Genomic DNA, 24,447 nt, shown 5'->3' with positions numbered 1-24,447 from the left:
GTGCGCGGCGCGCCGCGCCGCTAGGCTGCGCGCACCCGCAGCTGCAGGCGCCCCGCGCGTCACCGGACCCATGACGCCGACCCGAACGCGCCCCGTGCTCCTGCTCGCCGGCCTGGCCGCCGCGGGTGCCACCCACGCAGTCGAGATCGACGGCGTCATCGACGCCGCCGAGTGGGAGGGCGCGCGGCATGTCACCGATTTCCGCCTCACGCAACCCTTGTCGCGCGCACCCGCGCCGTACGGCACCGAAGCCTGGATCAAGGCGGTGCCCGAGGGCCTGGCGATCGCCTTCCGCAACCTGCAGCCGGCCGGCGTGCCGCGCACGCGCCAGCAGGCGCAGCGCGACCAGGGCGGCCCGGTGGACCGGGTCAACCTCTACGTCGACTTCGACGGCGACGGCCGCACGGGCTACAACTTCACGCTGCTGCTGTCGGGCAGCATCATCGACACGACGATCACCAACGAGAACCAGTTCAACAGCGACTGGGACGGCGACTGGCGGCACGCCACGCGCGAAGACGACGCAGGGTGGTCGGCGGAGATCCTCCTGCCATGGCACATCGCGCCGATGCGCCGACCCGATGGCGACTCGCGCAGGATCGGCATCTCGCTCGACCGGGTGGTCGGCGCGACGGGCGAACGCATGTCGTGGCCCGCGATCAGCTTCAACGAGCAACGCTTCCTGTCCGTCCTCGAGCCGATCGAGGTGCCGCGCTACAGCCAGTCGTTGCTGGCGGTGACGCCCTACGTGGTCGGCGTGCACGATGCCGTCCTCGGCGACACCGAATTCGACGGGGGTGGCGACGTCTTCTGGAAGCCGAACGGCCAGTTCCAGCTCAGCGCCACCGTGAATCCCGACTTCGGGCAGGTGGAGAGCGACCAGATCGTCGTCAACTTCGGCGCCGTGGAGACGTTCTTCAGCGACCGTCGCCCGTTCTTCACCGAGAACCAGAGCTTCTTCGACGTCCCCTTCGGCGGGCTGGGCAACGCCAACCGGCTCCTCTACACGCGCCGCGTGGGCGGGCCGTCGGACGACGGCGGGGCGGCGGCGGACGTGGCGGCCGCCGCGAAGGTCAACGGCAGCGTGGCCGGCTTCAACTACGGCGTGTTCGCCGCCACCGAGGACGACGACGCCGGCCGGGACTTCCAGGCCGTGCGCGCGACCCGCGACTTCGACGGCCACGGGATCGGCGCGATGGTGACGCGCGTGGACCGGCCGTTCCTCGACCGCGAGGCCCGCGTGTTCGAGTTCGACCACCGCTGGTCGAACGATCGCTGGAACATCCGCTCGACCGCGGTGGCGTCGTCGGTCGACGATTCCGGCCGGAGGACCGACAACAGCGGCGCGCAGGTCCGCTTCGACTACGACCACGGGGATGGCCGGCGGCAGCAGCTCTACGCCCTGCACATCGGCGACGACCTGCAGCTCAACGACTTCGGCTTCCTCGAGCGCAACGACTTCAACTACCTGCGCTACGAGTTCGCGCGGCGCCGCACGGACCTGCCCGAGGCCTCGCCCTTCTCCTCCCACGACTGGCGCTACGCGGTGTCGCGCCGCGCCAGCGATTCCGGCGTGTTCATCGCCGACGCGGCGGCCGTCTCGCGCTACAGCGAGCGCCGTGACGGCGGCAACCAGTTCATGGAGGTCGCGGCGTGGAGCGCCGGACACGACGACCTCGTCACCCGTGGCAACGGCGTGGTCGACATGCCGGCCAAGCTGTTCCTGTTCGCCGAGCGTTTCCGTCCCCGCAAGGGCGACTGGACGCTGTACGGCAACGTGCGCTACGCCGCGGAGGGCCTCGGCGGCGTCGACGAGGGCGCGACCACGGTCTACTTCGAGCCCACCTGGCACGCCAACGACAGCCTGAGCGTCTTCGCCGGCCTGCAGGCGCGCCACAATCCCGACTGGCTGCTCTGGCGGGGCGGCAACCTGCTCGGCACCTTCCGGTCGGACATGCTCTTCCTCAACGCGGGCGTGACGTGGCTGGTCGACCCGAAGCAGGAACTGCGTGTGCGCCTCGAGGCGCTGGGGCTCGATGCGCGGGCACGGCAAGCCTACCGGGTGCAGCCCGACGGCACGCCGCTGCCGGTGGACGAGGCGATCAACGACTTCGCCCTGCGCAACCTCGCGTTCCAGGTCCGCTACCGCTACGAACTCGCGCCGCTGTCCTACCTGTACATCGCCTACGTGCGCGGCGGCTCGCTGTTCGACGAAGCGCCCGGCGGGCTGCCGGGGATCGATCGACTCCTGGGCGATTCCTTCGAGCTGCGCGACAGCGAGCAGTTGTTGGTGAAGCTGTCCTATCGCTTCGAAATCTGAGCAGTCGGATCAGGGCGGGGTTTCGCTGAGCTCCGTCGCGGCGATCCGCCAGCCATCGCCCTCCGCGCGCAGCGTGTAGCGGCCCGAGTATTCGCGCGTCGAGCCATCGCGCCCGTGCGCGGTGACGCGCACCGGGACGTCCGCGTAGGCCACCCCGGTCGAGGTGTCGACGCGGTCGGGGACGATCACGCGCACGTCCATCGCGGCCGTGTCCGCGAACCCGCCGGCGAACTGGGAGGGCGACTGGCCGCTCGCGCCGCCGCCGTCCGCCCACAGGCTGCGGGCCTGGTCGTACCGGCCGGCATTGAGCGCCTGGTAGTAGGCCTGGATGACGGCGGCCGCGGCATCCGTGCCGGGGTTCGGCGTCGGCGCCGGGCCCGCGCTCGTCGCCGCGCCCGTGATCGCCGGCGTGGCCTCCATGCCGTCCGCCATCGTCGTGGCGTCGCCTTCGGAGACGATGGCGGTGTCCGGCGCGAGGCCGTCGACGGGCCCGGCCACCGGACCGGCGTCGCCGCCGAGGGAGATCGTGCCCTGACCGGGATCGGCCGGCATGCCCGTCACCGATCCGCGCGCGCCGGTCGGCGCGGGCAGTGCGTCTTCCGTGCCGGTACCGCCCGATGCCGTGGCGTCCGCGTCGTCGTCGTCCTTGCCGCACGCCGCCAGGACGGCCATGCACGCGAGCAGCGCAAATGCGCGGATCGTGGCCGCGGAGCGCGCCATGTCACTCACTGAACTGCACCACGACCTGGCCGTTGCCGATGGTCGTCGATTCCACCGTGCGCCCCGGCCCGAGCGTCTGGAACACCTTGTCCTCGATCCGGTAGACCGGGTCGTCCTGCGCCTGGTCCTGCAGCCAGCGGTTCACGAGGTCGCGCCCGGTGTCGTTGAGCGCGCCGCCGAGCTTCGGGATATCGAGCATCTCCAGGCTCGGATTGGCCAGGTGCAGGCCGCGCGTGTTCGCGTCGTAGCGCAGGCCGCTCGCCACGCCGATGCGCCCGACGGGCGAGCTGCCGTCGCTGCCGAAGCCCCGGAAGCCGATGTCCAGGTCGAGGCGCAGTCGGGTGTCGTTCGCGGGCAGGCTGATGCGCGGGTTGAGCAGCGTGAGCGTGACCGGCCCACGCGCGTAGTCCTTGGGGAAGCGGCGGTCGACGTACGACTGCAGCTGCGGCGCGCCGAGGACGAGCTGGTTGTTCAGCAGGCCGGCGACGGCCGCGAGCGTCGAGCAGCCGGCCGCGACGACGGCGACGCCCCCGGCAAGGAGCAGCGCGAGGACGGCGCGCCGGCGCCGCTGGGACGGTTCGGATCGGGGCATGCGTGGTCTCCACCCGGCGAGGCCGCCACGATCCGCGCGGCACCGTGAACGCATGGTCAGAACCGCATCCGCCGCGTCATTCGATGGCCGCCCGACCGTCCGCCGCGCCCTGCGTCCCGTGCGCGCGCATGCGGGGCAGGGGGTCGACCGCCCCGCCGCGTGCATACACGCCGTAGTGCAGGTGGGTGGGCGTGCCGCGCGCATTCCCGCTGTCGCCGACGCCGCCCAGTGGCGTACCGGGCCACACGACCGTCAGGCGCGACAGGCCGGGTGCCCAGTCATCGAGGTGTGCGTAGTAGTGGCGCTCGCCGCCGGGACCCAGCACCCACACCTGGCGTCCGCCCAGCCCTGTCTCGGCCATGCGGAGGACGATGCCCCGCGTCGTGCTGGACACCATGGTGCCCCGCGGCGCGAAGATGTCGACGCCCTCGTGCCTGCGACCGGTGCCGCGCGGCGCACCCCAGGTGTCGACGATGCGGCCGGCCTCCACGCCGGCGACCGGCACCGGCAGCGTCGCCGGCGCGGGCATCCGCGACAGTTCGAACAGCGTGCGGGGGTAGGCCATGAAGGGTTGCCGCCAGGCCCAGCTACCGGCGGCCGCGAGAAGCGCGGCCAGCGTGGCGGTCCACGCGATCCGGCGCGCGGCGGGCGCGAAGTCGCGCCTGCGCGGGCCTTTCGGCGCGTCGGTGGGCGGCCGGTCAAGGTAGGGCATTCGCGCAGCCTGCCGGCGGCGCCGACAGCGCCGCGTCAACCGGCAACGGCCGCTATCGTGTCGACTCCCGAACGCCGGAGTGCCGCGATGCCCCTAGTCGAACCCTTGCCCGCCGATGCCGACGCGGAGGTCGCCCGCCTCGCCGCGTTCTTCAACGAGACCCTCGGCTTCTGCCCGAACAGCGTGCTGACGATGCAGCGGCGGCCCGGGATCGCCAAGGCGTTCATCGCGCTCAACATGGCGGTGATGGAGAACCACGGCCGCGTCACCAGCGCGCTCAAGCGCCTGGTCGGCTACGTGGCGAGCCACGCGGCCGGTTGCCGCTACTGCCAGGCGCACACGATCCGCGCGGCGGAGCGTTACGGCGCGCCGGACGACCAGCTCGCGCATGTGTGGGCGTACCGCACGCACCCCGCGTTCTCCGAGGCCGAGCGCGCCGCGCTCGACTTCGCGGTGGCGGCATCGAGCCTCCCGAACGCGGTCGACGACGCCATCCGCGACCGCCTGCACGCGCACTGGGACGACGGCGAGATCGTCGAGCTGCTGGGCGTGATCGCGCTGTTCGGCTACCTCAATCGCTGGAACGACAGCATGGCGACCACGCTGGAGGAGGGCGCCGTGGCGTCGGGCGAGCAGTGGCTGGGCGCGGTCGGCTGGGAACGCGGCAAGCACGCCTGAGCGGCGCGCGGCGGCACCCATGAAAAAGGCCGGATCCCGAGGGATCCGGCCCTTCGTGTCGCGCGCGGCGCGCGGTGCGCGCCCGGCGGATCAGGCGGCGGCGTCCTTGAGCTTCTTGAGCGGACGCACCTTGAGCTTGACCGAGGCCGGCTTGGCCGCGAACCACTGCTCTTCCTTGGTGAACGGGTTGATGCCCTTGCGCTTCGGCTTGGCCGGCACGTTGACGGCGGTCACCTTGAACAGGCCCGGCATCACGAACTGGCCCGCGCCCTTCTTGCTGACCGAACCGGCCATCGTGTTCTCCAGCGCGCCAAGCACCGCGCGCACGTCGCGGCTGGCGACGCCCGAGGTGTCCGACAGGTGGGCGACCAAGCCCGACTTGTTGAGCGTCTCCTTGATCGGCTTCGGCGCGGCCGGCTTGGCGGCGGCCTTCTTCGGGGCGGCTTTCTTGGCGGGGGCTTTCTTCTTGGCCATGGGTTCTACGGTTCCTCGTCAGTGGTTTGTCTGGGCCGGTCGGGGCCGGCAGGCCGAATGTAGGGCAATCCTTCGCGCGCAGGAAGTCCTGCGAGGCCTTTTTTTCCAGTGTTTTCGACGTGCGGTGGCGGATGGCGCCGCGTGGGGCGGCCTCGCAGGCCGCCACCGGTCAGCGGGGTCGCGTGCCACGGCGCCCCGGCGGCACCAGGAACCAGGTCGCCACGACCAGCAGCGCGAAGCCCGTGTAGGCCAGCAGGAAAACCCATGCCGGGAGGTCGAAGAAGATCGCGCGCGACACCCAGTGCTCGACGAAGCCGCGCTCGTGGCCCTGTTCGCCCGCCATCCGGCGCAGCGACTGCTCCCACACCGTGAGCGGGCACAGCGCGCCCGCCCAGGCCTGCACGGCGACATAGAGCATCAGTACCAGGTGGGCGACGCGCAGGCGCAGGTCGCGGACCCATCGCCAGCCGCGCACGCCGCCGGCAAGGAACAGCAGCTCGCCGACCAGGACGAAGCCCACCACGCCCGCGTGCAGCACCAGGAGGGCATCGGCCAGCCCCGCGGCGGCGGGCGCGGGCAGCGCCACCGCCGCGGTGGCCGGGGCGATCAGTCCTCCTCGGCGCGCGGCCGCCACGATTCGGCCAGCTTCTGCTGGACCTGCGCCGGCACCGGCTCGTAATGGCTGAAGTCCAGCGAATAGCGGCCGCGCCCGGCGGTGACCGACTTGAGTTCGGCCGCATAGCCCTCGAGCTCGGACAGCGGCACCTGCGCGTGGATGACGATCTCGCTGCCCTTGATCGCGTCGGTCCCGCTGATGCGCGCGCGCTTGGACGCAAGGCCGCCGCTGATGTCGCCCATGTGCTGCTCCGGCGCGGCCACCTCGAGTTCGACGATGGGCTCGAGCACCTGCGGGCGGGCCTTGACCACCGCGTCGAGGAAGGCCTTCTTGCCGGCGGCGACGAACGCGACCTCCTTGCTGTCCACGCTGTGGTACTTGCCGTCGTACACCACCACGCGGACGTCCTGCATCGGGTAGCCGGCGATCGCGCCCGAGGCCATCGCCTGGCGCACGCCCTTCTCCACGGCCGGCAGGAACTGTCCCGGGATGGTGCCGCCCTTGATCTCGTCGACGAACTGGAAGCCGGTGCCGCGGGGGAGGGGCTCGACGCGCAGGAACACTTCGCCGAACTGGCCCGCGCCGCCGGTCTGCTTCTTGTGCCGGTGGTGGCCTTCGGCCCTGCCGCCGATGGTCTCGCGGTAGGCGATGCGCGGCGGGCGCGACTTCACGTCCACGCCGTGGCGTTCCTTCAGGCGGTCGAGCATCACCCGCAGGTGCAGGTCGGACAGGCCGCGCACGACCGTCTCGTTGGTCTCCGCCTCGTGCTCGACCTGGAAGCAGGGGTCCTCCTCGGCCAGCTTGTGCAGGGCGGTCGCCAGCTTCTGTTCCTGGCCCTTGCTGGCGGCCTCGACCGCCAGGCCGAACATCGGGCGGGGGAACTCGGTGGCCTGCAGGTGGATGTGGTCCTCGTCGTGGCTGTCGTGCAGCACGGCGTCGAAGTGCAGGTCGTCGACCTTGGCGACCGCGGCGATGTCGCCCGGCACCGCGCGGTCGACCTCCACGTGCTCCTTGCCCTTGAGCTGGAACAGGTGGCCGACCTTGAACGGCTTGCGGCCGTCGTCGACGAACAGCTGGGTGTCCTTGCGCACGGTGCCCTGGTAGACGCGGAACACGCCGAGCTTGCCGACGAAGGGGTCGTTGACCAGGCGGAACACGTCGGCGATGACGTGCGCGTCCGGGTCCGGCGCGGGCTCGAGCGGGACGGCGTCGTCGCCGCTGCCCTTGGCGAACCGGGGCGGGTTGGCCTCGCCCGGGTGCGGGAACAGGCGTTCGGCCACGTCGAGCAGTTCCCTGACGCCGACGCCGCTGCGCGCCGAGCAGAACACGACCGGCACGAGGTGGCCCTCGCGCAGGCACTGCTCGAAGGCGTCGTGCAGTTCCTCGCCGGACAGGCCGTCCTCGCCGAGGTCGAGGTAGTGGTCCATCACGGTCTCGTTGACTTCCACGACCTGGTCCAGGATCCGCTGGTGCCACTCGGCGACGGACCCGAGGTCGCTGTCGCCTTCCGCGCTGCCGAAGCAGTCGACCACGCGCGCACCGCCGTCGGCGGGCAGGTTGAGCGGAAGCACTTCGGTGCCGAAGGCGTCGCGCAGTTCCTCCAGGACGCGGCCCGGGTCGGCGGCGTCGTGGTCGATCTTGTTGATGGCGATGGCGCGGCACAGGCGTCGCGCCTTGCCGTGTTCCATCATCCGACGGGTGCCGTACTCCACGCCGGTGTCGGCGTCGACGACCACCAGCAGGGTCTCCACCGCCGCGAGGGCGGCGAGGGCGGGGCCGCGGAAGTCCGGGTAGCCGGGCGTGTCGACGAGGTTGACGTGGATGCCGCCGTGGTCGGTCGAGGCGATCGCCGCGTCGAGCGAGTGGCCGCGCTGGCGTTCCATGGGGTCGTGGTCGGAGACGGTGTTGCCGCGCTCCACGCTGCCTGCCGTGGGAATGGCGCCGCCGGCATGCAGCAGGGCTTCGAACAGCGTGGTTTTGCCGGCGCCGGGGTGGCCTGCCAGGGCCACGTTGCGGATCTGTTCGGTGGTATGGGACATGAGGCCGTTTCTCCCGTGGGTCGGGTGGAAGTGGCCGTCATGGCTGTCCGCGGCGAAGCGCTTTCCGTCCGAGCGGGCGCTCGGCGGGCGGTCATGGCGGAGCCGGCAGCGTGCCGGGAGGGGAAGCCTCCCGCAGTGGGGCGGGGTGGTCAAGCGGCGGCCGCTGCCGGATGCCCTGCGATCCGGTGGTTCGATCCGTGGCGCCAGCGCCAGCGCTGGCGGATCGCGGAGCGGAAGGTTCGCGCGTGGCGCGACCGGGCAGGGTGCCCGGCAGGACACGCCGTGGATCCGTCCCTGGAGGCTCATTGGCGACATCCATGTCGCCAACGGTCCTGCCGGGCACCCTGCCCGGTCACGCCCTCGACATGGCCGGCGCCCTCTCCTCGATGGCACCCCGGCGTAACAACTCGCGGGATAGGCTCGGGTTCCCTTTCCCCCACGAAGGAATCCGACATGGGCATTTCCCGGCATGCGCTCGCCCACTGGGAGGGCGACCTCAAGAACGGTTCCGGCACGATCAGCACGCCGGCGAGCGGGTTGATGGACAAGACCGCCTACGGGTTCAACAGCCGGTTCGGGGACAGGAAGGGGACCAATCCCGAGGAACTGATCGCCGCGGCGCACGCGGGCTGCTTCACCATGGCGCTGGCGAACAAGCTGGCCGAGGCGGGGCATCCGGCCGAGGCGCTCGATACGCGGGCCGAGGTGGACCTGTCGATGGAGGGCGGGCCGTCGCTGTCGGCGATCCGGCTCAAGCTCAAGGCCAAGGTGCCCGGCATCGCGCCGGAGAAGTTCAGGGCGGTGGCGGAGGACGCGAAGGAGAACTGCCCGGTGTCGCGGGCGCTGTCCGCGGTGCCGATCGAGCTGGAGGCCGAACTGCTGCGGTGAGCGGGCGCTTCAGCGTGGATTGGGCCTGGGGCCTGCGGGTTCAGTCGTGTTTAAGAGGCGTGAAACGAGGATGGCGCCTCACGTCCGTCCCGGAGTCCGCCATGCGCCGTCCCGCCAGGAACCGCCTTGCCACCGTCGTCGTCGCGCTCGTGGCGGCGACCGCCATGGGCTCGGCATCGGCCCAGTCCTATTACGACCAGTACCGCGACCGGCACTACGACGGGTATGCCCGCGACGGGTACGGCCAGCCCTATCCCGACCGCTACGGCAACAGCGGCGGCGCGGTCTACGACTACGCGCGGGTGCTGCGCGTCGATCCGGTGATCGACTCCCGCTACGGCTACGGGGATTCGCGTTACGGTTATGGCGGCTATCCGGCGTCCGGCCAGAACTGCACCTACCGCGAGGCCAACACCTACGCGGGCAGCGATCCGTACTACTCGCGCAGCTACGGCAGCGATCCCTATGCCGGCGGCAGCCAGGCGGGCGCGACCGTCGCCACCGTGATCGGCGGCATCGTCGGCGCGGCGATCGGCAGCCAGGTCGGCGGCGGGTCGGCGCGTTACGCGACCTCCGCGCTGGGGACGATGGTCGGCGGCATGGCCGGGCGGCAGATCTACGAGCAGAACCGCCGCGATCGCTACCGCTCGGGCACCGTCCGGGTGTGCGACCCGGTCCCGACCGGCGGCTACGGCAGCTATCCGACCGGCGACGGGCGGGTGGCCGGGTACGACGTCACGTACGAGTACGCGGGCCGCACCTTCCGCACGCGCACCGACTACCACCCGGGCGACCGGATCCGCGTGCGCGTGGACGTGCGTCCCGACTGACGCTCGAGACAATCCCCCGGGGAAGGGGGCACTGGGGCCGGTTCCGACCGGCCCCTTTTCTTTTGCGCTACCAGTCCAGCGTGCCGCGCACCACCGTCACGCAATGGCCGCCGGACCAGACGTGGCCATCGTCGTCCACGCGCATCGACAGGCGCGCGTCGAAGCCCACTTCGCGTCCCTGGCTGACGACGTAGCGGCCGCCCTCGCCGGGCAGGGCGTCGTTCCGCGCCAGCCAGTAGGCGAGTGTCGCGTTGGCGGCGCCGGAGGCGGCGTCCTCGAATCGGGCCGGCGCGCCGACGAACGCGCGCACCACGAGGTCATGGGGTCCGCCCGGCGCCGCGCGTGCGAAGGCGCACACGCCCATGCTGCCCGTGTCGGCCGCCAGGCGGGCGATGGCGTCCCAGTCCGGCGCGGCGCGGCGCAGTCCCGCCTCGCTCGCGACCTCGACGAGCCACCAGCGCCGGCCGCCATCGACCAGCGCGGGGGGCAGCCCGCCGGTCGGCATGCCGGCAAGCGCCGGCGCAAGGCGCGGGTCGCCGGCGGTGGCGACTTCGACCACCGTGGCATCCGGGGTCCGCACCGCGATCGTGCGCGCCGGGCCATCGCCTTCGACGGCCAGGGGCAGGACGCCCGCGGCGCCGGACTGGTGGAGCCTGCCGCCGGAGGGCTGCGCGAGCCCCGCCTCGAGGACGGCGTGCGCCGTGCCGACGCTGGGATGCCCGGCGAAGGGGACCTCGCGGCGCGGGCTGAACATCCGCAGCGCATAGTCCGCGCCCGGTCGGTCCGCGGGCAGCACGAACGTGGTCTCGGGCAACCGGGTCCACCGCGCGATCGCCTGCATCGCGGCGTCGTCGAGCCCTTCGGCATCGAGCACCACCGCCAGCGGATTGCCCGCGCCGGGGCGGTCGGCGAAGACATCGAGTTGCAGGAAACGTCGGCGGGCCATGCGGGTCTCGTCGTGGGGGCGACGCGGGGCTTCGACTAGAATGCGGCGCCTTGCCCGCGCCGCGGGCCGCATTCTACGGCCGCCATGCCATCCCCGCCGCCCGCCGCCGCGAAACCGACCGACCCGGCGCCCGGCGCGCGCTGGACGGTGCTCAAGTTCGGCGGCACGTCGGTGTCGCAGCGGCACCGCTGGGACGCGATCGGCCGGATCGCGCAGGCACGCGCACGGGCGGCGCCCGACGGGCGCGTGCTGGTCGTGGTGTCCGCGCTGTCGGGCGTCACCAACGCGTTGCAGGCGATCGCCGACGGAAAGGTGCCGGCCGTCGACGGCGTCGCCGCTCTGGTCACGCGGCATCGCGACTTCGCGGCGGAGCTCGGCCTGGACGCGGACGCGGTGCTCGGCGAGCGCCTGGACGCGCTGCGCGCGCTCGCAACGGATGCACGCGCATCCGCACGACCGTGGGACTGGCAGGCGGCGGTGCTGGGGCAGGGCGAACTGCTGTCCTCCACGCTCGGCGCGGCGTACCTGCGCTCGCAGGAGCTCGACTTCGGCTGGTGCGACGCACGCGACTGGCTCGCCGCCGAGGCGCTGCCGAACCAGAGCGCCTGGGCCGGCCGACTGTGCGTGTCCTGCCGCGTCGACGGTTCGCCGGAAGGACGCGTGCGATTCGCCGCCCAGCCGGGGCGGATGCTGCTGACGCAGGGCTTCATCGCGCGCCACGGCGATGGCGGGACGGCGATCCTGGGCCGGGGCGGTTCGGATACCTCCGCGGCCTACTTCGGCGCGCTGCTGGGCGCGGACCGGGTGGAGATCTGGACCGACGTGCCGGGCATGTTCAGCGCGAACCCGCGCGAGGTGCCGGACGCGCGTCTGCTTGCGCGGCTGGACCACGCCGAGGCGCAGGAAATCGCCACCACCGGCGCGAAGGTGCTGCACCCGCGCTCGATCGGCCCCTGCCGCGAGGCGGGCGTGCCGATGGCGATCCTCGACACGGACCGGCCGGACCTCCCGGGCACGCGCATCGACGGTGGCGAGGCGACGGTTCCCGGCGTCAAGGCGATCAGCCGCCGCGACGGCATCGTGCTGGTGTCGATGGAAACCGTCGGCATGTGGCAGCAGGTCGGCTTCCTGGCCGACATCTTCGAGCGCTTCCGCCGCCATGGCCTGTCGGTCGACCTGATCGGCTCGTCGGAGACCAACGTCACCGTGTCGCTCGACCCGAGCGAGAACCTGGTCAGCGGCAACGTGCTCGAGGCGCTGGCCGCGGACCTGGCCGAGGTGTGCCGGGTCAAGGTCATCGTGCCGTGCGCGGCGATCACCCTCGTCGGGCGCGGCATGCGCTCGCTGCTGCACCGGCTGTCGGACATCTGGGCGGCGTTCGGGCGCGAGCGGGTGCACCTGATCTCCCAGTCGTCCAACGACCTCAACCTGACCTTCGTCGTCGACGAGGCCGACGCCGAAGGCCTGGTGCCGCAGCTGCACGCCGAACTGGTGCGCAGCGGGGCGATGCCGATCCACGACCCCGGCGTGTTCGGGCCGAGCTGGCGCGAGATCGTGCAGGGGCCGGTGGCGCGCGAGGCGCCCTGGTGGCGCGGCGCGCGGGCCGAGCTGGTGCGGCGCGCGGAGGCGGGCACGCCGCGCTACGCCTACCACCTGCCGACGGTGCGCGACCGCGCCCGCGCGCTGGCGTCGGTCGGCGCCATCGACCAGCGCTTCTACGCGCTCAAGGCCAATCCGCATCCCGCGATCCTGCGCGTGCTGGAGGCGGAGGGCTTCGGCTTCGAATGCGTGTCGGGCGCCGAACTCGCGCACCTGCGCGCCGTGCTGCCGGCGCTCCAGCCGTCGCGCATCCTGTTCACGCCCAGCTTCGCGCCGCGCGCCGAGTACGCCGAAGCGTTCGCGGCCGGCGCGACGGTGACGCTCGACAACGTCGAGGCACTGGAACGGTGGCCCGACGTCTTCCGCGGCCGCGACCTCTGGCTGCGGCTCGACCTCGGCCGCGGCGAGGGCCACCACGAGAAAGTGCGCACCGGGGGCAGCGAGGCGAAGTTCGGCCTCCCGCTTTCGAAGTTCGCCGCGTTCCTGTCCGCCGCGCGCGCGATCGACGTGCGCGTGACCGGCCTGCACGCGCACCTCGGCAGCGGGATCGAATCAACCGGTCACTGGCGCGCCGTGCTCGGTGAGCTCGCCGCGCTCGCAGACGCCATCGACACCGTCGAGGTGCTCGACGTCGGTGGCGGGCTGCCGGTGCCGTACGCCCCGGACGCGATGCCCTTCGACCTGGGCGCCTGGGGCGAGGGCCTGGCCGCGGTGAAGGCGGCCTACCCGCGATTCGCCTTGGCGATCGAGCCGGGGCGCTACCTCGTCGCGGAGGCCGGCGTGCTGCTGCTCGGCGTGACCCAGGTAGTCGAAAAGGACGGCCTGCGGCGCGTCGGCGTGGACGGCGGCATGAACGCGATGCTCCGCCCGGCGCTGTACGAGGCGTGGCACGACATCGCCAACCTCACGCGCCTGGAAGAGACCGCCGACGCGGCCTTCGACGTCGTCGGCCCGGTGTGCGAGAGCGGCGACGTGCTGGGCCGCGCGCGGCGGTTGCCCGCGGCGACCACCGAAGGCGACGTGCTGCTGCTGGCGGATGCCGGCGCCTACGGCCACGTCATGGCCAACACCTACAACCTGCGGCCGCTGCCGGCCGAGGACGTGATCGAATGACCGACTGGACCTTCCACCGCGACGCGATCGGGGCCTTCCGCTTCGTGCGCCACGGCTTCGACCCGGCGACCGGCGTCGCCGAACTCGCCTACGCCTTCGACGACGGCCCCGAGCTGGTCGAGACCGTCACGTTCCCCGGCGCGCCGTTCGCGCTCGACGACGTGCGCGCGGCCGCCGTCGACCGCGCGTTGCAGCTGCTGCACCTCATCGCCGGCGTCAGCTACTACAAGGCGGCGGTGCCGGACACGATCCGGATCGAGAGCGGGGCGATCGATGCCGCCACCGCGGCGCTGGTCACGGCCGTCTACGAGAACGGGCTGGGCGAGTTCGCGTGGCGCAACGGGCTGCACCTGCGCGGACGGATCCGGTTCCCCGCCGACGCGCCCGAGGCGTCGGACGCGCCGGCGGTCGGCCTCGGCGACGACGCGATCGTGGCCATCGGCGGCGGCAAGGACTCGCTGGTCAGCATCGAGGCGCTGCGCGCCGCGGGCGTGCAGCAGACCGTGGCCTGGATCGGCGGCTCGCAGCTGATCCGCGCCTGCGCCGAGCGCACCGGCCTGCCGACGCTGGCGATCGGCCGTCGGCTCGCGCCGGAGCTTTTCGAGTTCAACCGGCAGGGTGCGTGGAACGGGCACATTCCGGTGACCGCGGTGAATTCGGCGATCCTTGTGGTCGCAGCGCTGCTGCGCGGCGCGGGCCAGGTCGTGTTCTCGAACGAGCGTTCGGCGAGCTACGGCTCGAAGATCGTGGCCGAGGACGGTTCGCTTGCCGCCGAGGTCAACCACCAGTGGTCGAAGGGCTGGGATTTCGAGCGGATGTTCGGCGAGCACGTCGAGCGGCGCTTGGCCGCCGACCTGCACTACTACTCGCTGCTGCGGCCGCTCTCGGAGCTCGCCGTGGCGCGGCAGTTCGCGCGCAGCGAGCGCTACGACGCGCATTTCTCCAGCTGCAACCGCAACTTCCACATCCTCGGCGAACGCCCGGTCAACCGCTGGTGCGGGGTCTGCCCGAAGTGCCACTTCGTGTTCCTCGCGCTGGCGCCGTTCATGAGCAAGCCGCGCCTGGTCGGCATCCTCGGGCGCAACCTGCTGGACGATCCGGCGCAGGCCGCCGGCTTCGACGCGCTGCTCGAGTACCGCAACCACAAGCCGTTCGAGTGCGTGGGCGAGGGCCGCGAGTCGCGCGCCGCGCTGGCCGCGCTGGCGCAGCGCCCCGAATGGCGAGAGGACGCCCTCGTCCAGCGGTTCGCGCACGAGGTCCGGCCGCAGCTGGACATGGACGAACTCGAGATCGCGCCGCTGATGGCCCCGTCCGGCGAGCACCGGATCCCGCCCGCGGTGTGGGAGCGGCTGCGTGCGCGTTTCGACGATTGAATCGATCGCGGCCGGGGGTGGCCGCATCGCGCTGTGGGGCTGGGGCCGCGAAGGCCGGTCCGCCTACCGCGCATTGCGTTCCCGGCTGCCCGACCTGCCGCTGACGCTGGTCGGGCCCGAGGGCGACCTGGCCGACGCGCGTGCGCTGGGCGATCCGCGCCTGGAAACGGCGGAGGCGGCGACCCCCGAGGTCCTGTCGACGTTCGCGGTCGTGGTGAAGTCGCCCGGGATCAGTCCCTACCGCCCCGAGGCCGAGGCGGCGCGCGCGAACGGGACGCGCTTCATCGGCGGCACCGCGATCTGGTTCGCCGAACACGCCGCGCAGGACGGCGTGGTGCCCGGCACGGTCTGCGTCACCGGCACCAAGGGCAAGAGCACCACGACCGCATTGCTCGCGCACCTGCTGCGCGCAGGCGGCGTGCGCACCGCGCTGGCGGGCAACATCGGCCTGCCCCTGCTCGAACTCCTCGATCCGTCGCCCGTGCCGGACGCCTGGGCGATCGAGCTGTCGAGCTACCAGACCGGCGACGTGGCCGACAGCGGCGCGCGGCCGGAGGTCGCGGTGGTCACCAACCTGTTCCCGGAACACCTGGACTGGCACGGGAGCGAGGCGCGCTACGTCGCCGACAAGCTGCGGCTGGTCACCGATGCCCGGCCACGCATCGCGGTGCTCAATGCCGCGGACGCGCGCCTGGCGGCGCTCGACTGCCCGGAAGGAACCGTGGTGCGCTGGTACGGCCGCGAGGACGGCTGGCACCTGCGTGGCGACACGCTCCACCACGGCGACGACGCGGTCATGGACACGCGCGCGATCCCGCTGCCGGGCCGGCACAACCGCGGCAACCTGTGCGCCGTGCTGGCCGCCATCGAGGCGCTCGGCCACGATGCGCGACGCCTCGCCACGGCGGCCGAAGCGTTCGCGCCCCTGCCGCACCGGCTGCACTCGCTGGGCATGCGCGACGGCATCGCGTTCGTCGACGATTCGATCAGCACCACGCCCCACGCCAGCCTCGCCGCGCTCGCGTGCTTCGGCGACCGGCCGGTGGCGCTGCTCGTCGGCGGGCACGACCGCGGCCTGGACTGGTCCGCGTTCGCCGATGCGGTGCGCGCCGCGCCGCCCGCCGCCATCGTCACGATGGGCGCGAACGGGCCGCGCATCCGCGAGGTCCTCGCGCCGGTCGCGCGCGAAGCGGGGTTCACGCTTGAGGCCGCGGGTACATTGCCCGAGGCGGTCGCGAAGGCCCGCGACGCGCTGCCCGGGGGGGGCGTGATGCTGCTGTCGCCCGGCGCCCCGAGCTTCGGGCCGTACCGCGACTACGTCGCCCGTGGCCGCCACTTCGCATCGCTGGCCGGCTTCGATCCGGACGAGACGGCGACGATCCCGGGCCTGGGCATCGCCTGAGCCCGGTTCACGCACGGCGAACGTCGCGCGCGCGAGCCTGCCGGCTCACGCCCATGACCAAGCAGGAGCCCGCCATGCGACGCTTCGCACTGACCGCCGTCCTCGCCCTGTCCTGCGGCAGTGCCCTGGCCGCGATGCGTGCCGAACCGGTCGAATGGCGCCACGACGGCAGCACCTTCGCCGGCGTCCTTGTGTGGGACGACACCAATGCGATCCCGCGCCCGGGCCTGGTGATGGTGCCGAACTGGCGCGGCGTCAACGAATCGGCGGTCGAGAAGGCGAAGGCCGCTGCCGGCGACGACTACGTGGTCCTCGTCGCGGACCTCTACGGCAAGGACGTGCGGCCCTCGAGCGACGAGGCCGCGGCGGCCGCGTCCAGGCCGCTGCGCGAAGACCGCGCCGAGATGCGCGCGCGGATGCAGCGCGCCGTCGAGATCCTGCGTACGCGCCATGGCGACGCGCCGCTCGACGCCGACCGCATCGGCGCGTTCGGCTATTGCTTCGGCGGGACTGCGGCGCTCGAGCTCGCCCGCTCCGGCGCCGACGTGGCGGGCGTCGCCAGCCTGCACGGGGGGCTCTCCACGCCGGTGCCCGCCGCCGCGGGCGCGGTCAAGGCACCGGTGCTGGTGCTCAACGGCGCGGCCGACAAGGGCGTCAGCGACGCCGACATCGACGCCTTCAAGCAGGAGATGGACGCGGCCGGCGCGGACTGGACCTTCGTCGACTTCTCCGGCGCGGTGCACTGCTTCGCCGAGGCCGACGCGGGCGACGACCCGGAATCGAACTGCCGCTACGACGCGCGCGCCGCCAGGCGCGCCCACGGGATGCTCTCGGACTACTTCGCGGAGTGGTTCGCGCGCTGAGGCGTCAGCGGTCGCGCTCGACGGCGTAGCGGGCGAGGCCGCGCAGCGCCGCCACGGCGTCGTTCTCCGCGAGCGGCGCCAGCGCGTCCTCGGCGGCGGCGGCGTAGGCGAGGGCGCGTTCGCGGCTGTAGTCGAGGCTGCCCGCCGTGCCGATCGCCGCCGCGACCTCCGGCAGCGCGTCGCGGTCGCCGGCCTCCACGATCCCGCGCAGTCGCTCGCGTCGTGCGTCGTCCGCGTGCGCCATGGCGTGGATGAGCGGCAACGTCGCCTTGCCTTCCGCGAGGTCGTCGCCGAGGTTCTTTCCCAGCGTGTCGGCGTCCGATGCGTAGTCGAGCACGTCGTCGGCCACCTGGAAGGCGTAGCCGAGGTTCATCCCGTACGCATGCAGCGCATCGCAGGTGGCCGCGTCGGCGCCCGCCAGCAGGGCGCCGAGCCGCGTGGCCGCCGCGAACAGGACCGCCGTCTTGCGCTCGATGACGCGCAGGTAAGCCGCCTCGTCGGTGTCCGGGTTGCGCACGTGCAGCAGTTGCAGCACCTCGCCCTCGGCGATCGCGTTCGTGGTGTCGGCCAGGATCCGCATCACCTCCATGCGGTCGAGTTCGACCATCAGCTGGAAGCTGCGCGAATACAGGAAGTCGCCGACCAGCACGCTCGCCGCGTTGCCGAACAGGGCGTTGGCGGTGCGGCGTCCGCGCCGCAGGTCGGACTCGTCCACCACGTCGTCGTGGAGCAGGGTGGCGGTGTGGATGAACTCGACGACCGCGGCCAGCTGGTGGGCGTCGGGGCCGCGGTGGCCCAGGGAGCGCGCGGCGAGCAGCAGCAGCAGCGGCCGCAGGCGCTTGCCGCCGGCGCCGACGATGTACTCGGCGACCTGGTTGACCAGCACGACGTCCGAGGCCAGGCGCCGGCGGATCAGGGCGTCGACCGCCGCCATGTCCTCGCGCGCGAGCGCCTGGATGTCGGGCAGGGCGAGGGAGGGGGGCGGGACGACGGAAGCCATGCGCGGGCCGGTGCGGGCGAGCGGCGATTATACGGACGCCCAGCGTGTCCTCCGACGCACGGCATCGGCCTTTCCCGACCCGGGCCGCTGTTGGCCGGTGCCGGGCAGCCTCCGGGCCGGCCGCTATAATCCGGCCTCCCTTGCCCGGCGAACGGGCGCGACAGGACGGAATCCAATGGCACGCGGCATCAACAAGGCGATCCTGGTCGGCAACCTGGGCAACGACCCCGAGACCAAGTACACCCAGGGCGGCATGGCGATCACCAAGATCAGCCTGGCCACCACCAGCGTGCGCAAGACCCGCGAGGGCGAGACGAAGGAAGAGACCCAGTGGCACAGGGTGACCTTCTTCGGGAAGCTCGGCGAGATCGCCGGCGAATACCTGCGCAAGGGCTCGCAGGTCTACATCGAGGGCGAGATCCGCTACAGCGAGCACACCGGCGACGATGGCCAGAAGCGCTACTACACCGACATCATCGCCAACGAGATGCAGATGCTCGGCGGGCGCGGCGAGGGCGGTGGCGGTGGCGGTGGCGGCGGTGCCGGTCGCGGGGAGTTCCGCGGCGGCGGGCGGCCGTCCGGCGGCAGGGAGCAGTCGGGTGGCGCGCGCGAGCAGTCGCGTCCGGCGCCGGCGAAGGACTTCGCGGACGATTTCGCGGACGACGACATCCCGTTCTGAAGCAGGCCATGCGCCGGCTCGTGCGCTCCTGCTTGCGCGTCCCGCGCGCGCGACGGCAAGCTGGCGCGGGTCGCCGGCGCTCGCGCGCGGCGCGATGGTCGATGCCGGGAGTGTCCCGGGGGGGCGTGGCATGAGGACGTGGCTCGTGACCGGTGGTGCCGGTTTCATCGGCGGCAACTTCGTGCTGGAGGCGGTCGCCTCCGGTGTCCGCGTCGTCAACCTCGACGCGCTCACCTATGCCGGCAACCTCGACACGCTGTCCTCGCTGGATGGCAACCCGGACCACGTGTTCGTGCGGGGCGACATCGGGGACGCGGCGCTGGTCCGGCGACTGCTGGCCGAGCACCGCCCCGACGCGATCGTGAACTTCGCCGCGGAGAGCCATGTCGACCGCTCGATCGACGGACCGGGCGCGTTCGTGCAGACCAACGTGGTCGGGACCCTGAACCTGCTCGAGCGCGCGCGGGACCACTGGCGTGGGCTCGACGGGGCCGCGAAGGATGCGTTCCGCTTCCTGCACGTCTCGACCGACGAGGTCTACGGCACGCTCGGCGAAACCGGGAAGTTCACCGAAACCACGCCCTACGCCCCGAACTCGCCGTATTCCGCCTCCAAGGCCGCCTCCGACCACCTGGTGCGCGCCTTCCACCACACGTACGGGCTGCCGGTCCTCACGACCAACTGCTCCAACAACTACGGCCCGTACCAGTTCCCGGAAAAGCTCATCCCCCTGGTCATCGCCCGCGCGGTGGCGGGCGAGCCGTTGCCGGTCTACGGCGATGGCCGGAACGTGCGTGACTGGCTCTACGTCGGGGACCACTGCTCGGCGATCCGCGAGGTGCTCGAGCGCGGGCGGGTGGGCGAGACCTACAACGTCGGCGGCGACGCCGAGCGCGAGAACATCGTGGTGGTCGAGACCCTGTGCCGGCTGCTGGACGAACGCCGTCCCAGGGACGACGGGAAGCCGCGCTTCTCGCAGGTCACCTACGTGGCGGACCGCCCCGGCCACGACCGCCGCTACGCGATCGACGCCTCCAAGCTGAAGGAAGAGCTGGGCTGGCGCCCGGCCCACAGCTTCGAGCAGGGCATGGCCGACACCGTCGACTGGTACCTGTCCAACCAGGACTGGGTGGCCCGCGTGCTCGACGGCAGCTACCGGCTCGAGCGCATCGGCGGGGTGGCGGCATGACCGCGCGCAAGGGCATCGTGCTGGCGGGCGGGTCGGGCACGCGGCTCTATCCGCTCACCCAGTCGATCAGCAAGCAACTGCTGCCGGTGTACGACAAGCCGATGGTCTATTACCCGCTCAGCGTGCTGATGCTGGCGGGGATCCGAGAGGTGCTGGTCATCAACACCCCGCACGAGCAGGACCTGTTCAAGCGGCTGCTCGGCGACGGCTCTCAGTGGGGCATGCGCATCGAGTACGCGGCGCAGCCGAGGCCCGACGGGCTGGCGCAGGCGTTCCTGATCGGGGAAGGCTTCCTCGACGGCGGCCCGAGCTGCCTGGTGCTGGGCGACAACATCTTCCACGGGCCTGGCATGGGCGACATGCTGGCGCGTGCCGATGACCGCACGCACGGCGCGACCGTGTTCGGCTACTGGGTCAGGGAGCCAGGACGCTACGGCGTGGCGGAGTTCGACGGGTCCGGGGCGGTCATCGGACTGGAGGAGAAGCCGGCGAAGCCGAAGTCGAACTATGCCGTGACCGGTCTCTACTTCTACGACGGGCGAGCGCCCGCGTTCGCCGCGGAACTCGTGCCTTCGGCACGCGGCGAGCTCGAGATCACCGATCTCAATCGCCGCTACCTCGAGGAGGGCAGCCTGCACCTCGAGCGGCTTGGCAGGGGCTATGCATGGCTCGATACGGGCACGCACCGGTCCCTGCTCGAGGCGAGCACCTTCATCGAAACCATCGAGGCGCGGCAGGGGCTGCGCGTCTGCTGCCCGGAAGAGATCGCCTGGAGCAACGGCTGGATCGATGACGCCCAGCTCCAGGCGCTCGCCAGGCCGCTCGCCAGGAATGGTTACGGCGAATACCTCCTGGCGCTCGTGGAGCGGGGCGTGGTGCGATGAAGGTCCACGGCACGGACCTGCCCGGGTGCCTTCTGGTCGAGCCCCAGGTCTTCGGAGATGCGCGTGGCTGGCTGTTCGAGAGCTGGAACCGCGCGAGGTTCGCCGAAGCAGGAATCGACGTGGACTTCGTCCAGGCCAACGTCTCGCGGTCGACGCGCGGGGTGCTGCGCGGGCTGCACTACCAGTGGCCGAATCCGCAGGGGAAGCTCGTCGGCGTGCTGGAGGGCGAGGTCTGGGATGTCGCCGTCGACATCCGCCGGGGTTCGCGGACCTTCGGCAAGTGGACCGCCGCGCTGCTGAGCGCGGGGAACCGCCGCCAGTTCTGGATCCCGGAAGGCTTCGCGCATGGTTTCGTGACGCTGTCCGAGCATGCGTTGTTCACCTACCTGTGCACCGCGCCCTATGACCGCGACGCCGACGCCGGGATCCGTTGGGACGATGCGTCGCTCGCCATCGACTGGCCGGTCGCCGAGCCTTCGCTGTCGCCCAAGGATGCGAAGGCGCCGTTCCTGTCCGGGGTGCCGGAGGCGCGGCTGCCGGTCTTCGAAGGATGAGCGCGCGTCCCCGGCGCATCCTCCTGCTGGGGGCCAATGGCCAGGTGGGCACGGAACTGCGCCGGAGCCTTGCGCCGCTCGGTGAGGTCGTCGCTGCGACGCGAAGCGGCCTGCTTCCGGACGGCACGCCATGCGAAATCGCCGATCTCGAGGCGCCGGACAGGCTGGCCACGCTCGTCGCGCGGTTGGCGCCCGATGTCGTGGCCAACGCGGCCGCGTACACCGCCGTGGACCGCGCCGAGGACGAGCCGGCGCGCGCTCACCGGGTCAACGCGGAGGCGCCGGCGGCGTTGGCGCGAGCCTGTGCCTTGGTCGACGCCTACCTGGTGCACTTCTCCACGGACTACGTGTTCGACGGGCGTGGCACGCGGCCGTACCGGGAGTCCGATCCGACCTCGCCGCTGGGTGTCTACGGCGCCAGCAAGCTGGCCGGGGAACACGGCATCCGGGCCGCGGGCGGGGCGCATGCGATCCTGCGGACGGCCTGGGTCTATGCGGCACACAGCCACAACTTCCTCCGCACCATGCTTCGCCTCGGTGCCGAGCGGGAAGAAGTCGCGGTCGTGTCGGACCAGGTCGGGTGCCCGACGCCGGCGGGGATGATCGCCGACGTGGTCGCCGGGATCCTGTCGCAGCCGACGCGCCGGACCGGAACGTGGCACCTCGTGGCCGAGGGCCAGACGAGCTGGCACGGCTTCGCCGGGGCGATCTTCCAGCGCGCCCATGCGCTGGGACTGGCCACGCGGATTCCGCGCGTGCGCGCGATTCCGACCACTGAATTCCCGACGCGGGCCGCGCGCCCCGCCTATTCAGTGTTGGACACCACGCGTTTCAGGCATGATTTCGGGATCGGGCCGTGCCACTGGACGGACGGCCTGGGGAACGTGCTGGGCGAACTCGCCCGGCGCATGGACGCTCAGTGACGCGGTGGCCAGGCCACCGGCAATGCCAGGGGAGCAACAACCAATGAAGCAACTGTTCGCGGCCGCCATGCTGGCGGTCTTCTCGTGCGCGGCCATTGCCGCGGAACCCGTCGACCTCGAGGCGCACCTGCGCATCAACGAGGTGAACGACCTGAAGATCTCTCCGGACGGAAAGTACTTCGCGGCCACCGTGCCGGCCGAGGACCGCTCCGTGCTCACGATCATCCGGCGCTCCGACAAGAAGCCGACCGCCGTGTTCAGCATGGGCGAGGACTTCCACGTGATCTCGTTCACGTGGGCCAACAACGAGCGCGTGCTCATCAGCATGGGCGAAAAGTCGGGCGCGCTGGAACAGCCGCGCTGGAACGGCAACCTCTACGGGATGGGCGTCGACGGTGGACCGGTGTCGCTCGTCGGGACCGATGCCGGCGTGGTCGGGGGCGCAAGTCGGCTCCGTGCCAAGGAAATCGAGTACGTGTCGGCCCAACTCATCGACAAGCTGCCCGGCGACGATCGCAACGTCCTGGTGGCCGTGACGCCCTACAGCGAGGACATCGCGCACAGCGAGGCGGATGCGCTGGATGTCTACACCGGCCGGCGACGCACGCTGGCCCGAAGCCCCGTCCGTGGCGCGGGATTCGCCGCGGATCCGCAGGGTGAAGTCAGGTTCTCGTACGGGCGCGACTTCCAGAACGCGAACAAGCTCTACTACCGCGATGTCGGGGGGGAGTGGGAGCTTGTCAACGACGAAACGCAGACCGGCCGGGTCGAATGGCCGCTCGGCTTCGATGCCGAAGGCCGGATCGCGTACCTCGAAGTCGAACGTGCGTCCGGTCCGAACGCGATCGTGGCATTCGACACGGTGGACGGCACCAGGAGCACGGTCTTCCAGGACGACACGGTCGATCCGGGCTCGCTGATCTTCGAGCAGCATGCGTCGGGGTACATGGAACCGGTCGGCGTGTTCGTGGCGTCGGGCAAGCCGCGGTCGGAGTTCTTCAAGCCGACCGCGCGGATCGCGAAGCTCTACCGCGGGCTCGAGGCTGCGTTTCCGGACGAGTCCGTGGCGATCACGTCGCGGACGCGCGACGATCGCCTCGCCGTCGTCCAGGTGTACAGCGATCGGAATCCCGGCGAGTTCTATCTCTTCGACACGACCACCATGCAAGCGTCCCGGATCATGGGTCGCCGCGACTGGATCGATCCGGAAAAGATGGGCAGCACGCGGGAAATCTCGTTCAAGGCGCGGGACGGCCTGACGATCCACGGCCTCCTGACGACGCCTGCCGGCGCGGGCGGCAAGGACCTGCCCATGGTCGTGTACGTCCACGGTGGTCCGTTCGGTGTCTCCGACGCCTGGGGATTCGATACCGACGTGCAGACCTTCGCCAATGCCGGATATGCGGTGTTGCAGGTGAACTTCCGCGGCTCGGGCAATTACGGCATGTCCTTCGAGGATGCCGGTGCCAAGCAGTGGGGCCTGAAGATGCAGGACGACGTGACCGATGCGACGCGCTGGGCCATCCGCGAGGGCATCGCCGACGAGGACCGGATCTGCATCGGGGGCGCGAGCTATGGTGCCTATGCGTCGCTGATGGGCGTCGCCAAGGAGCCGGGCCTGTACAAGTGCGCCATCGGCTACGTGGGCGTCTACGACCTGGAGATGATGTACGGACGCGGCGACATCCAGGAACGCATGACCGGCAAGAACTACCTGCGGGACTGGCTGGGCCGCGAAGGCCTGGCCGGGAATTCCCCGGTCAACCTCGCCGGCCGCATCCAGGCGCCGGTCTTCCTGGCCGCCGGCGGCGAGGACGAGCGCACGCCGATCGAGCACACCGAGAAGATGGAGCGCGCGCTCAAGGGTGCGGGCGTGCCGGTGGAGAGCCTGTACTACCGGACCGAGGGCCACGGCTTCTACAAGCTGGAGCACCGTCGCGAGCTGTATCGCCGCATGCTCGCCTTCCTCTCCCGCCACCTGGGCGGCGCGGTCGCGAAGGCCGATGCCAACGGCGGGCCCGGCGAGGCCGCCGACTGAGTTGGACGACGGGGC

The 24,447-nt window shown here is 71.7% G+C and carries 22 protein-coding genes; 14 read left to right on the top strand and 8 right to left on the bottom strand.

Translation table 11 applies throughout. The features are described from left to right. Nucleotides 1–70: 70 nt before the first annotated feature. Nucleotides 71–2,320 carry a DUF5916 domain-containing protein gene (locus ACYU7H_RS02960; RefSeq protein WP_460812353.1) on the top strand — a complete coding sequence of 750 codons (2,250 nt, stop codon included), beginning with the start codon at nt 71–73 and terminating at the stop codon, nt 2,318–2,320. 9 nt (nt 2,321–2,329) lie between these two features. Here the strand turns inward: ACYU7H_RS02960 and ACYU7H_RS02955 are convergent, their stop codons facing one another. The 3 genes from ACYU7H_RS02955 to ACYU7H_RS02945 form a co-directional block, all read right to left on the bottom strand. Beyond that, complete coding sequence (locus ACYU7H_RS02955) at nt 2,330–3,040, bottom strand: YybH family protein (protein ID WP_460812351.1); 711 nt, start codon at nt 3,038–3,040, stop codon at nt 2,330–2,332. A gap of 1 nt (nt 3,041) precedes the next feature. Further along, on the bottom strand, nt 3,042–3,632 hold the full coding sequence (locus ACYU7H_RS02950) for a hypothetical protein (protein WP_460812350.1): 591 nt from the start codon (nt 3,630–3,632) through the stop codon (nt 3,042–3,044). 76 nt (nt 3,633–3,708) lie between these two features. Further along, nucleotides 3,709–4,344, bottom strand: coding sequence for a M23 family metallopeptidase (locus ACYU7H_RS02945; protein WP_460812348.1), 636 nt, complete (start codon nt 4,342–4,344; stop codon nt 3,709–3,711). Between the two features lie 87 nt (nt 4,345–4,431). Between ACYU7H_RS02945 and ACYU7H_RS02940 the strand changes: the two genes are divergently transcribed. After that, nucleotides 4,432–5,022: a carboxymuconolactone decarboxylase family protein gene (locus ACYU7H_RS02940; RefSeq protein WP_460812347.1), complete on the top strand. Its 591-nt coding sequence runs from the start codon at nt 4,432–4,434 to the stop codon at nt 5,020–5,022. Nucleotides 5,023–5,112: 90 nt separating this feature from the next. On the opposite strand, the gene ACYU7H_RS02935 is transcribed toward ACYU7H_RS02940, so the two are convergent. The 3 genes from ACYU7H_RS02935 to fusA form a co-directional block, all read right to left on the bottom strand. Further along, nucleotides 5,113–5,496: an HU family DNA-binding protein gene (locus ACYU7H_RS02935; RefSeq protein ID WP_460812346.1), complete on the bottom strand. Its 384-nt coding sequence runs from the start codon at nt 5,494–5,496 to the stop codon at nt 5,113–5,115. 169 nt (nt 5,497–5,665) lie between these two features. Further along, nucleotides 5,666–6,130, bottom strand: a complete 465-nt coding sequence (locus ACYU7H_RS02930) for a DUF2784 domain-containing protein (RefSeq protein WP_460812344.1) — start codon at nt 6,128–6,130, stop codon at nt 5,666–5,668. Then, on the bottom strand, nt 6,103–8,151 hold the full coding sequence (gene fusA, locus ACYU7H_RS02925; RefSeq protein ID WP_460812343.1) for an elongation factor G: 2,049 nt from the start codon (nt 8,149–8,151) through the stop codon (nt 6,103–6,105). The genes ACYU7H_RS02930 and fusA overlap by 28 nt, the downstream gene beginning before the upstream one ends. A gap of 453 nt (nt 8,152–8,604) precedes the next feature. On the opposite strand from fusA, the gene ACYU7H_RS02920 reads away from it, so the two are divergent. Further along, nucleotides 8,605–9,039: an OsmC family protein gene (locus ACYU7H_RS02920; protein WP_460812341.1), complete on the top strand. Its 435-nt coding sequence runs from the start codon at nt 8,605–8,607 to the stop codon at nt 9,037–9,039. 101 nt (nt 9,040–9,140) lie between these two features. Further along, on the top strand, nt 9,141–9,869 hold the full coding sequence (locus ACYU7H_RS02915; protein WP_460812340.1) for a glycine zipper 2TM domain-containing protein: 729 nt from the start codon (nt 9,141–9,143) through the stop codon (nt 9,867–9,869). 67 nt (nt 9,870–9,936) lie between these two features. On the opposite strand, the gene ACYU7H_RS02910 is transcribed toward ACYU7H_RS02915, so the two are convergent. After that, a complete protein-coding gene (locus tag ACYU7H_RS02910) occupies nt 9,937–10,815 on the bottom strand; it encodes a PhzF family phenazine biosynthesis protein (RefSeq protein ID WP_460812338.1) in 879 nt (292 codons plus the stop codon). 84 nt (nt 10,816–10,899) lie between these two features. On the opposite strand from ACYU7H_RS02910, the gene ACYU7H_RS02905 reads away from it, so the two are divergent. From ACYU7H_RS02905 to ACYU7H_RS02890, 4 genes are read left to right on the top strand one after another with little or no spacing between them, the layout of a single operon-like run. Beyond that, nucleotides 10,900–13,527: a bifunctional aspartate kinase/diaminopimelate decarboxylase gene (locus ACYU7H_RS02905; RefSeq protein WP_460812336.1), complete on the top strand. Its 2,628-nt coding sequence runs from the start codon at nt 10,900–10,902 to the stop codon at nt 13,525–13,527. Next, a complete protein-coding gene (gene murL, locus ACYU7H_RS02900) occupies nt 13,524–14,900 on the top strand; it encodes a UDP-N-acetyl-alpha-D-muramoyl-L-alanyl-L-glutamate epimerase (protein ID WP_460812334.1) in 1,377 nt (458 codons plus the stop codon). Before ACYU7H_RS02905 ends, murL begins: the two co-directional genes overlap by 4 nt. After that, entirely contained in the window at nt 14,881–16,302 is a 1,422-nt protein-coding gene (gene murD / locus ACYU7H_RS02895; RefSeq protein WP_460812332.1) for a UDP-N-acetylmuramoyl-L-alanine--D-glutamate ligase, read from the top strand. Before murL ends, murD begins: the two co-directional genes overlap by 20 nt. 53 nt (nt 16,303–16,355) lie before the next feature. Then, on the top strand, nt 16,356–17,165 hold the full coding sequence (locus ACYU7H_RS02890) for a dienelactone hydrolase family protein (protein WP_460812330.1): 810 nt from the start codon (nt 16,356–16,358) through the stop codon (nt 17,163–17,165). A gap of 4 nt (nt 17,166–17,169) precedes the next feature. On the opposite strand, the gene ACYU7H_RS02885 is transcribed toward ACYU7H_RS02890, so the two are convergent. After that, entirely contained in the window at nt 17,170–18,165 is a 996-nt protein-coding gene (locus tag ACYU7H_RS02885) for a polyprenyl synthetase family protein (RefSeq protein WP_460812328.1), read from the bottom strand. A gap of 175 nt (nt 18,166–18,340) precedes the next feature. On the opposite strand from ACYU7H_RS02885, the gene ssb reads away from it, so the two are divergent. The 6 genes from ssb to ACYU7H_RS02855 all read left to right on the top strand — a co-directional run bounded on the left by ssb (nt 18,341) and on the right by ACYU7H_RS02855 (nt 24,432). Next, on the top strand, nt 18,341–18,844 hold the full coding sequence (ssb, locus tag ACYU7H_RS02880; protein ID WP_460812326.1) for a single-stranded DNA-binding protein: 504 nt from the start codon (nt 18,341–18,343) through the stop codon (nt 18,842–18,844). A gap of 130 nt (nt 18,845–18,974) precedes the next feature. Next, on the top strand, nt 18,975–20,033 hold the full coding sequence (gene rfbB / locus ACYU7H_RS02875) for a dTDP-glucose 4,6-dehydratase (RefSeq protein WP_460812325.1): 1,059 nt from the start codon (nt 18,975–18,977) through the stop codon (nt 20,031–20,033). Continuing rightward, entirely contained in the window at nt 20,030–20,917 is an 888-nt protein-coding gene (gene rfbA, locus ACYU7H_RS02870; RefSeq protein WP_460812323.1) for a glucose-1-phosphate thymidylyltransferase RfbA, read from the top strand. The genes rfbB and rfbA overlap by 4 nt, the downstream gene beginning before the upstream one ends. Then, on the top strand, nt 20,914–21,471 hold the full coding sequence (rfbC, locus tag ACYU7H_RS02865) for a dTDP-4-dehydrorhamnose 3,5-epimerase (RefSeq protein WP_460812321.1): 558 nt from the start codon (nt 20,914–20,916) through the stop codon (nt 21,469–21,471). The genes rfbA and rfbC overlap by 4 nt, the downstream gene beginning before the upstream one ends. Continuing rightward, nucleotides 21,468–22,394, top strand: a complete 927-nt coding sequence (rfbD, locus tag ACYU7H_RS02860) for a dTDP-4-dehydrorhamnose reductase (RefSeq protein ID WP_460812319.1) — start codon at nt 21,468–21,470, stop codon at nt 22,392–22,394. The genes rfbC and rfbD overlap by 4 nt, the downstream gene beginning before the upstream one ends. Before the next feature lie 43 nt (nt 22,395–22,437). After that, nucleotides 22,438–24,432: an alpha/beta hydrolase family protein gene (locus ACYU7H_RS02855; protein WP_460812318.1), complete on the top strand. Its 1,995-nt coding sequence runs from the start codon at nt 22,438–22,440 to the stop codon at nt 24,430–24,432. The last annotated feature ends 15 nt before the right edge of the window (nt 24,433–24,447 follow it).

The sequence above is a fragment of the Luteimonas pelagia genome (assembly GCF_054776035.1).
This window is presented reverse-complemented; position numbering and strand designations above follow the sequence as displayed.

Bases quoted from the DNA above. Each gene is read 5' to 3' on its own strand.
- ACYU7H_RS02960 (WP_460812353.1), top strand. From the start codon at position 71: ATGACGCCGACCCGAACGCGCCCCGTGCTCCTGCTCGCCGGCCTGGCC.
- ACYU7H_RS02955 (WP_460812351.1), bottom strand. From the start codon at position 3,040: ATGGCGCGCTCCGCGGCCACGATCCGCGCATTTGCGCTGCTCGCGTGC.
- ACYU7H_RS02950 (WP_460812350.1), bottom strand. From the start codon at position 3,632: ATGCCCCGATCCGAACCGTCCCAGCGGCGCCGGCGCGCCGTCCTCGCG.
- ACYU7H_RS02945 (WP_460812348.1), bottom strand. From the start codon at position 4,344: ATGCCCTACCTTGACCGGCCGCCCACCGACGCGCCGAAAGGCCCGCGC.
- ACYU7H_RS02940 (WP_460812347.1), top strand. From the start codon at position 4,432: ATGCCCCTAGTCGAACCCTTGCCCGCCGATGCCGACGCGGAGGTCGCC.
- ACYU7H_RS02935 (WP_460812346.1), bottom strand. From the start codon at position 5,496: ATGGCCAAGAAGAAAGCCCCCGCCAAGAAAGCCGCCCCGAAGAAGGCC.
- fusA (WP_460812343.1), bottom strand. From the start codon at position 8,151: ATGTCCCATACCACCGAACAGATCCGCAACGTGGCCCTGGCAGGCCAC.
- ACYU7H_RS02920 (WP_460812341.1), top strand. From the start codon at position 8,605: ATGGGCATTTCCCGGCATGCGCTCGCCCACTGGGAGGGCGACCTCAAG.
- ACYU7H_RS02915 (WP_460812340.1), top strand. From the start codon at position 9,141: ATGCGCCGTCCCGCCAGGAACCGCCTTGCCACCGTCGTCGTCGCGCTC.
- ACYU7H_RS02910 (WP_460812338.1), bottom strand. From the start codon at position 10,815: ATGGCCCGCCGACGTTTCCTGCAACTCGATGTCTTCGCCGACCGCCCC.
- ACYU7H_RS02905 (WP_460812336.1), top strand. From the start codon at position 10,900: ATGCCATCCCCGCCGCCCGCCGCCGCGAAACCGACCGACCCGGCGCCC.
- murL (WP_460812334.1), top strand. From the start codon at position 13,524: ATGACCGACTGGACCTTCCACCGCGACGCGATCGGGGCCTTCCGCTTC.
- ACYU7H_RS02890 (WP_460812330.1), top strand. From the start codon at position 16,356: ATGACCAAGCAGGAGCCCGCCATGCGACGCTTCGCACTGACCGCCGTC.
- ACYU7H_RS02885 (WP_460812328.1), bottom strand. From the start codon at position 18,165: ATGGCTTCCGTCGTCCCGCCCCCCTCCCTCGCCCTGCCCGACATCCAG.
- ssb (WP_460812326.1), top strand. From the start codon at position 18,341: ATGGCACGCGGCATCAACAAGGCGATCCTGGTCGGCAACCTGGGCAAC.
- rfbB (WP_460812325.1), top strand. From the start codon at position 18,975: ATGAGGACGTGGCTCGTGACCGGTGGTGCCGGTTTCATCGGCGGCAAC.
- rfbA (WP_460812323.1), top strand. From the start codon at position 20,030: ATGACCGCGCGCAAGGGCATCGTGCTGGCGGGCGGGTCGGGCACGCGG.
- rfbC (WP_460812321.1), top strand. From the start codon at position 20,914: ATGAAGGTCCACGGCACGGACCTGCCCGGGTGCCTTCTGGTCGAGCCC.
- rfbD (WP_460812319.1), top strand. From the start codon at position 21,468: ATGAGCGCGCGTCCCCGGCGCATCCTCCTGCTGGGGGCCAATGGCCAG.
- ACYU7H_RS02855 (WP_460812318.1), top strand. From the start codon at position 22,438: ATGAAGCAACTGTTCGCGGCCGCCATGCTGGCGGTCTTCTCGTGCGCG.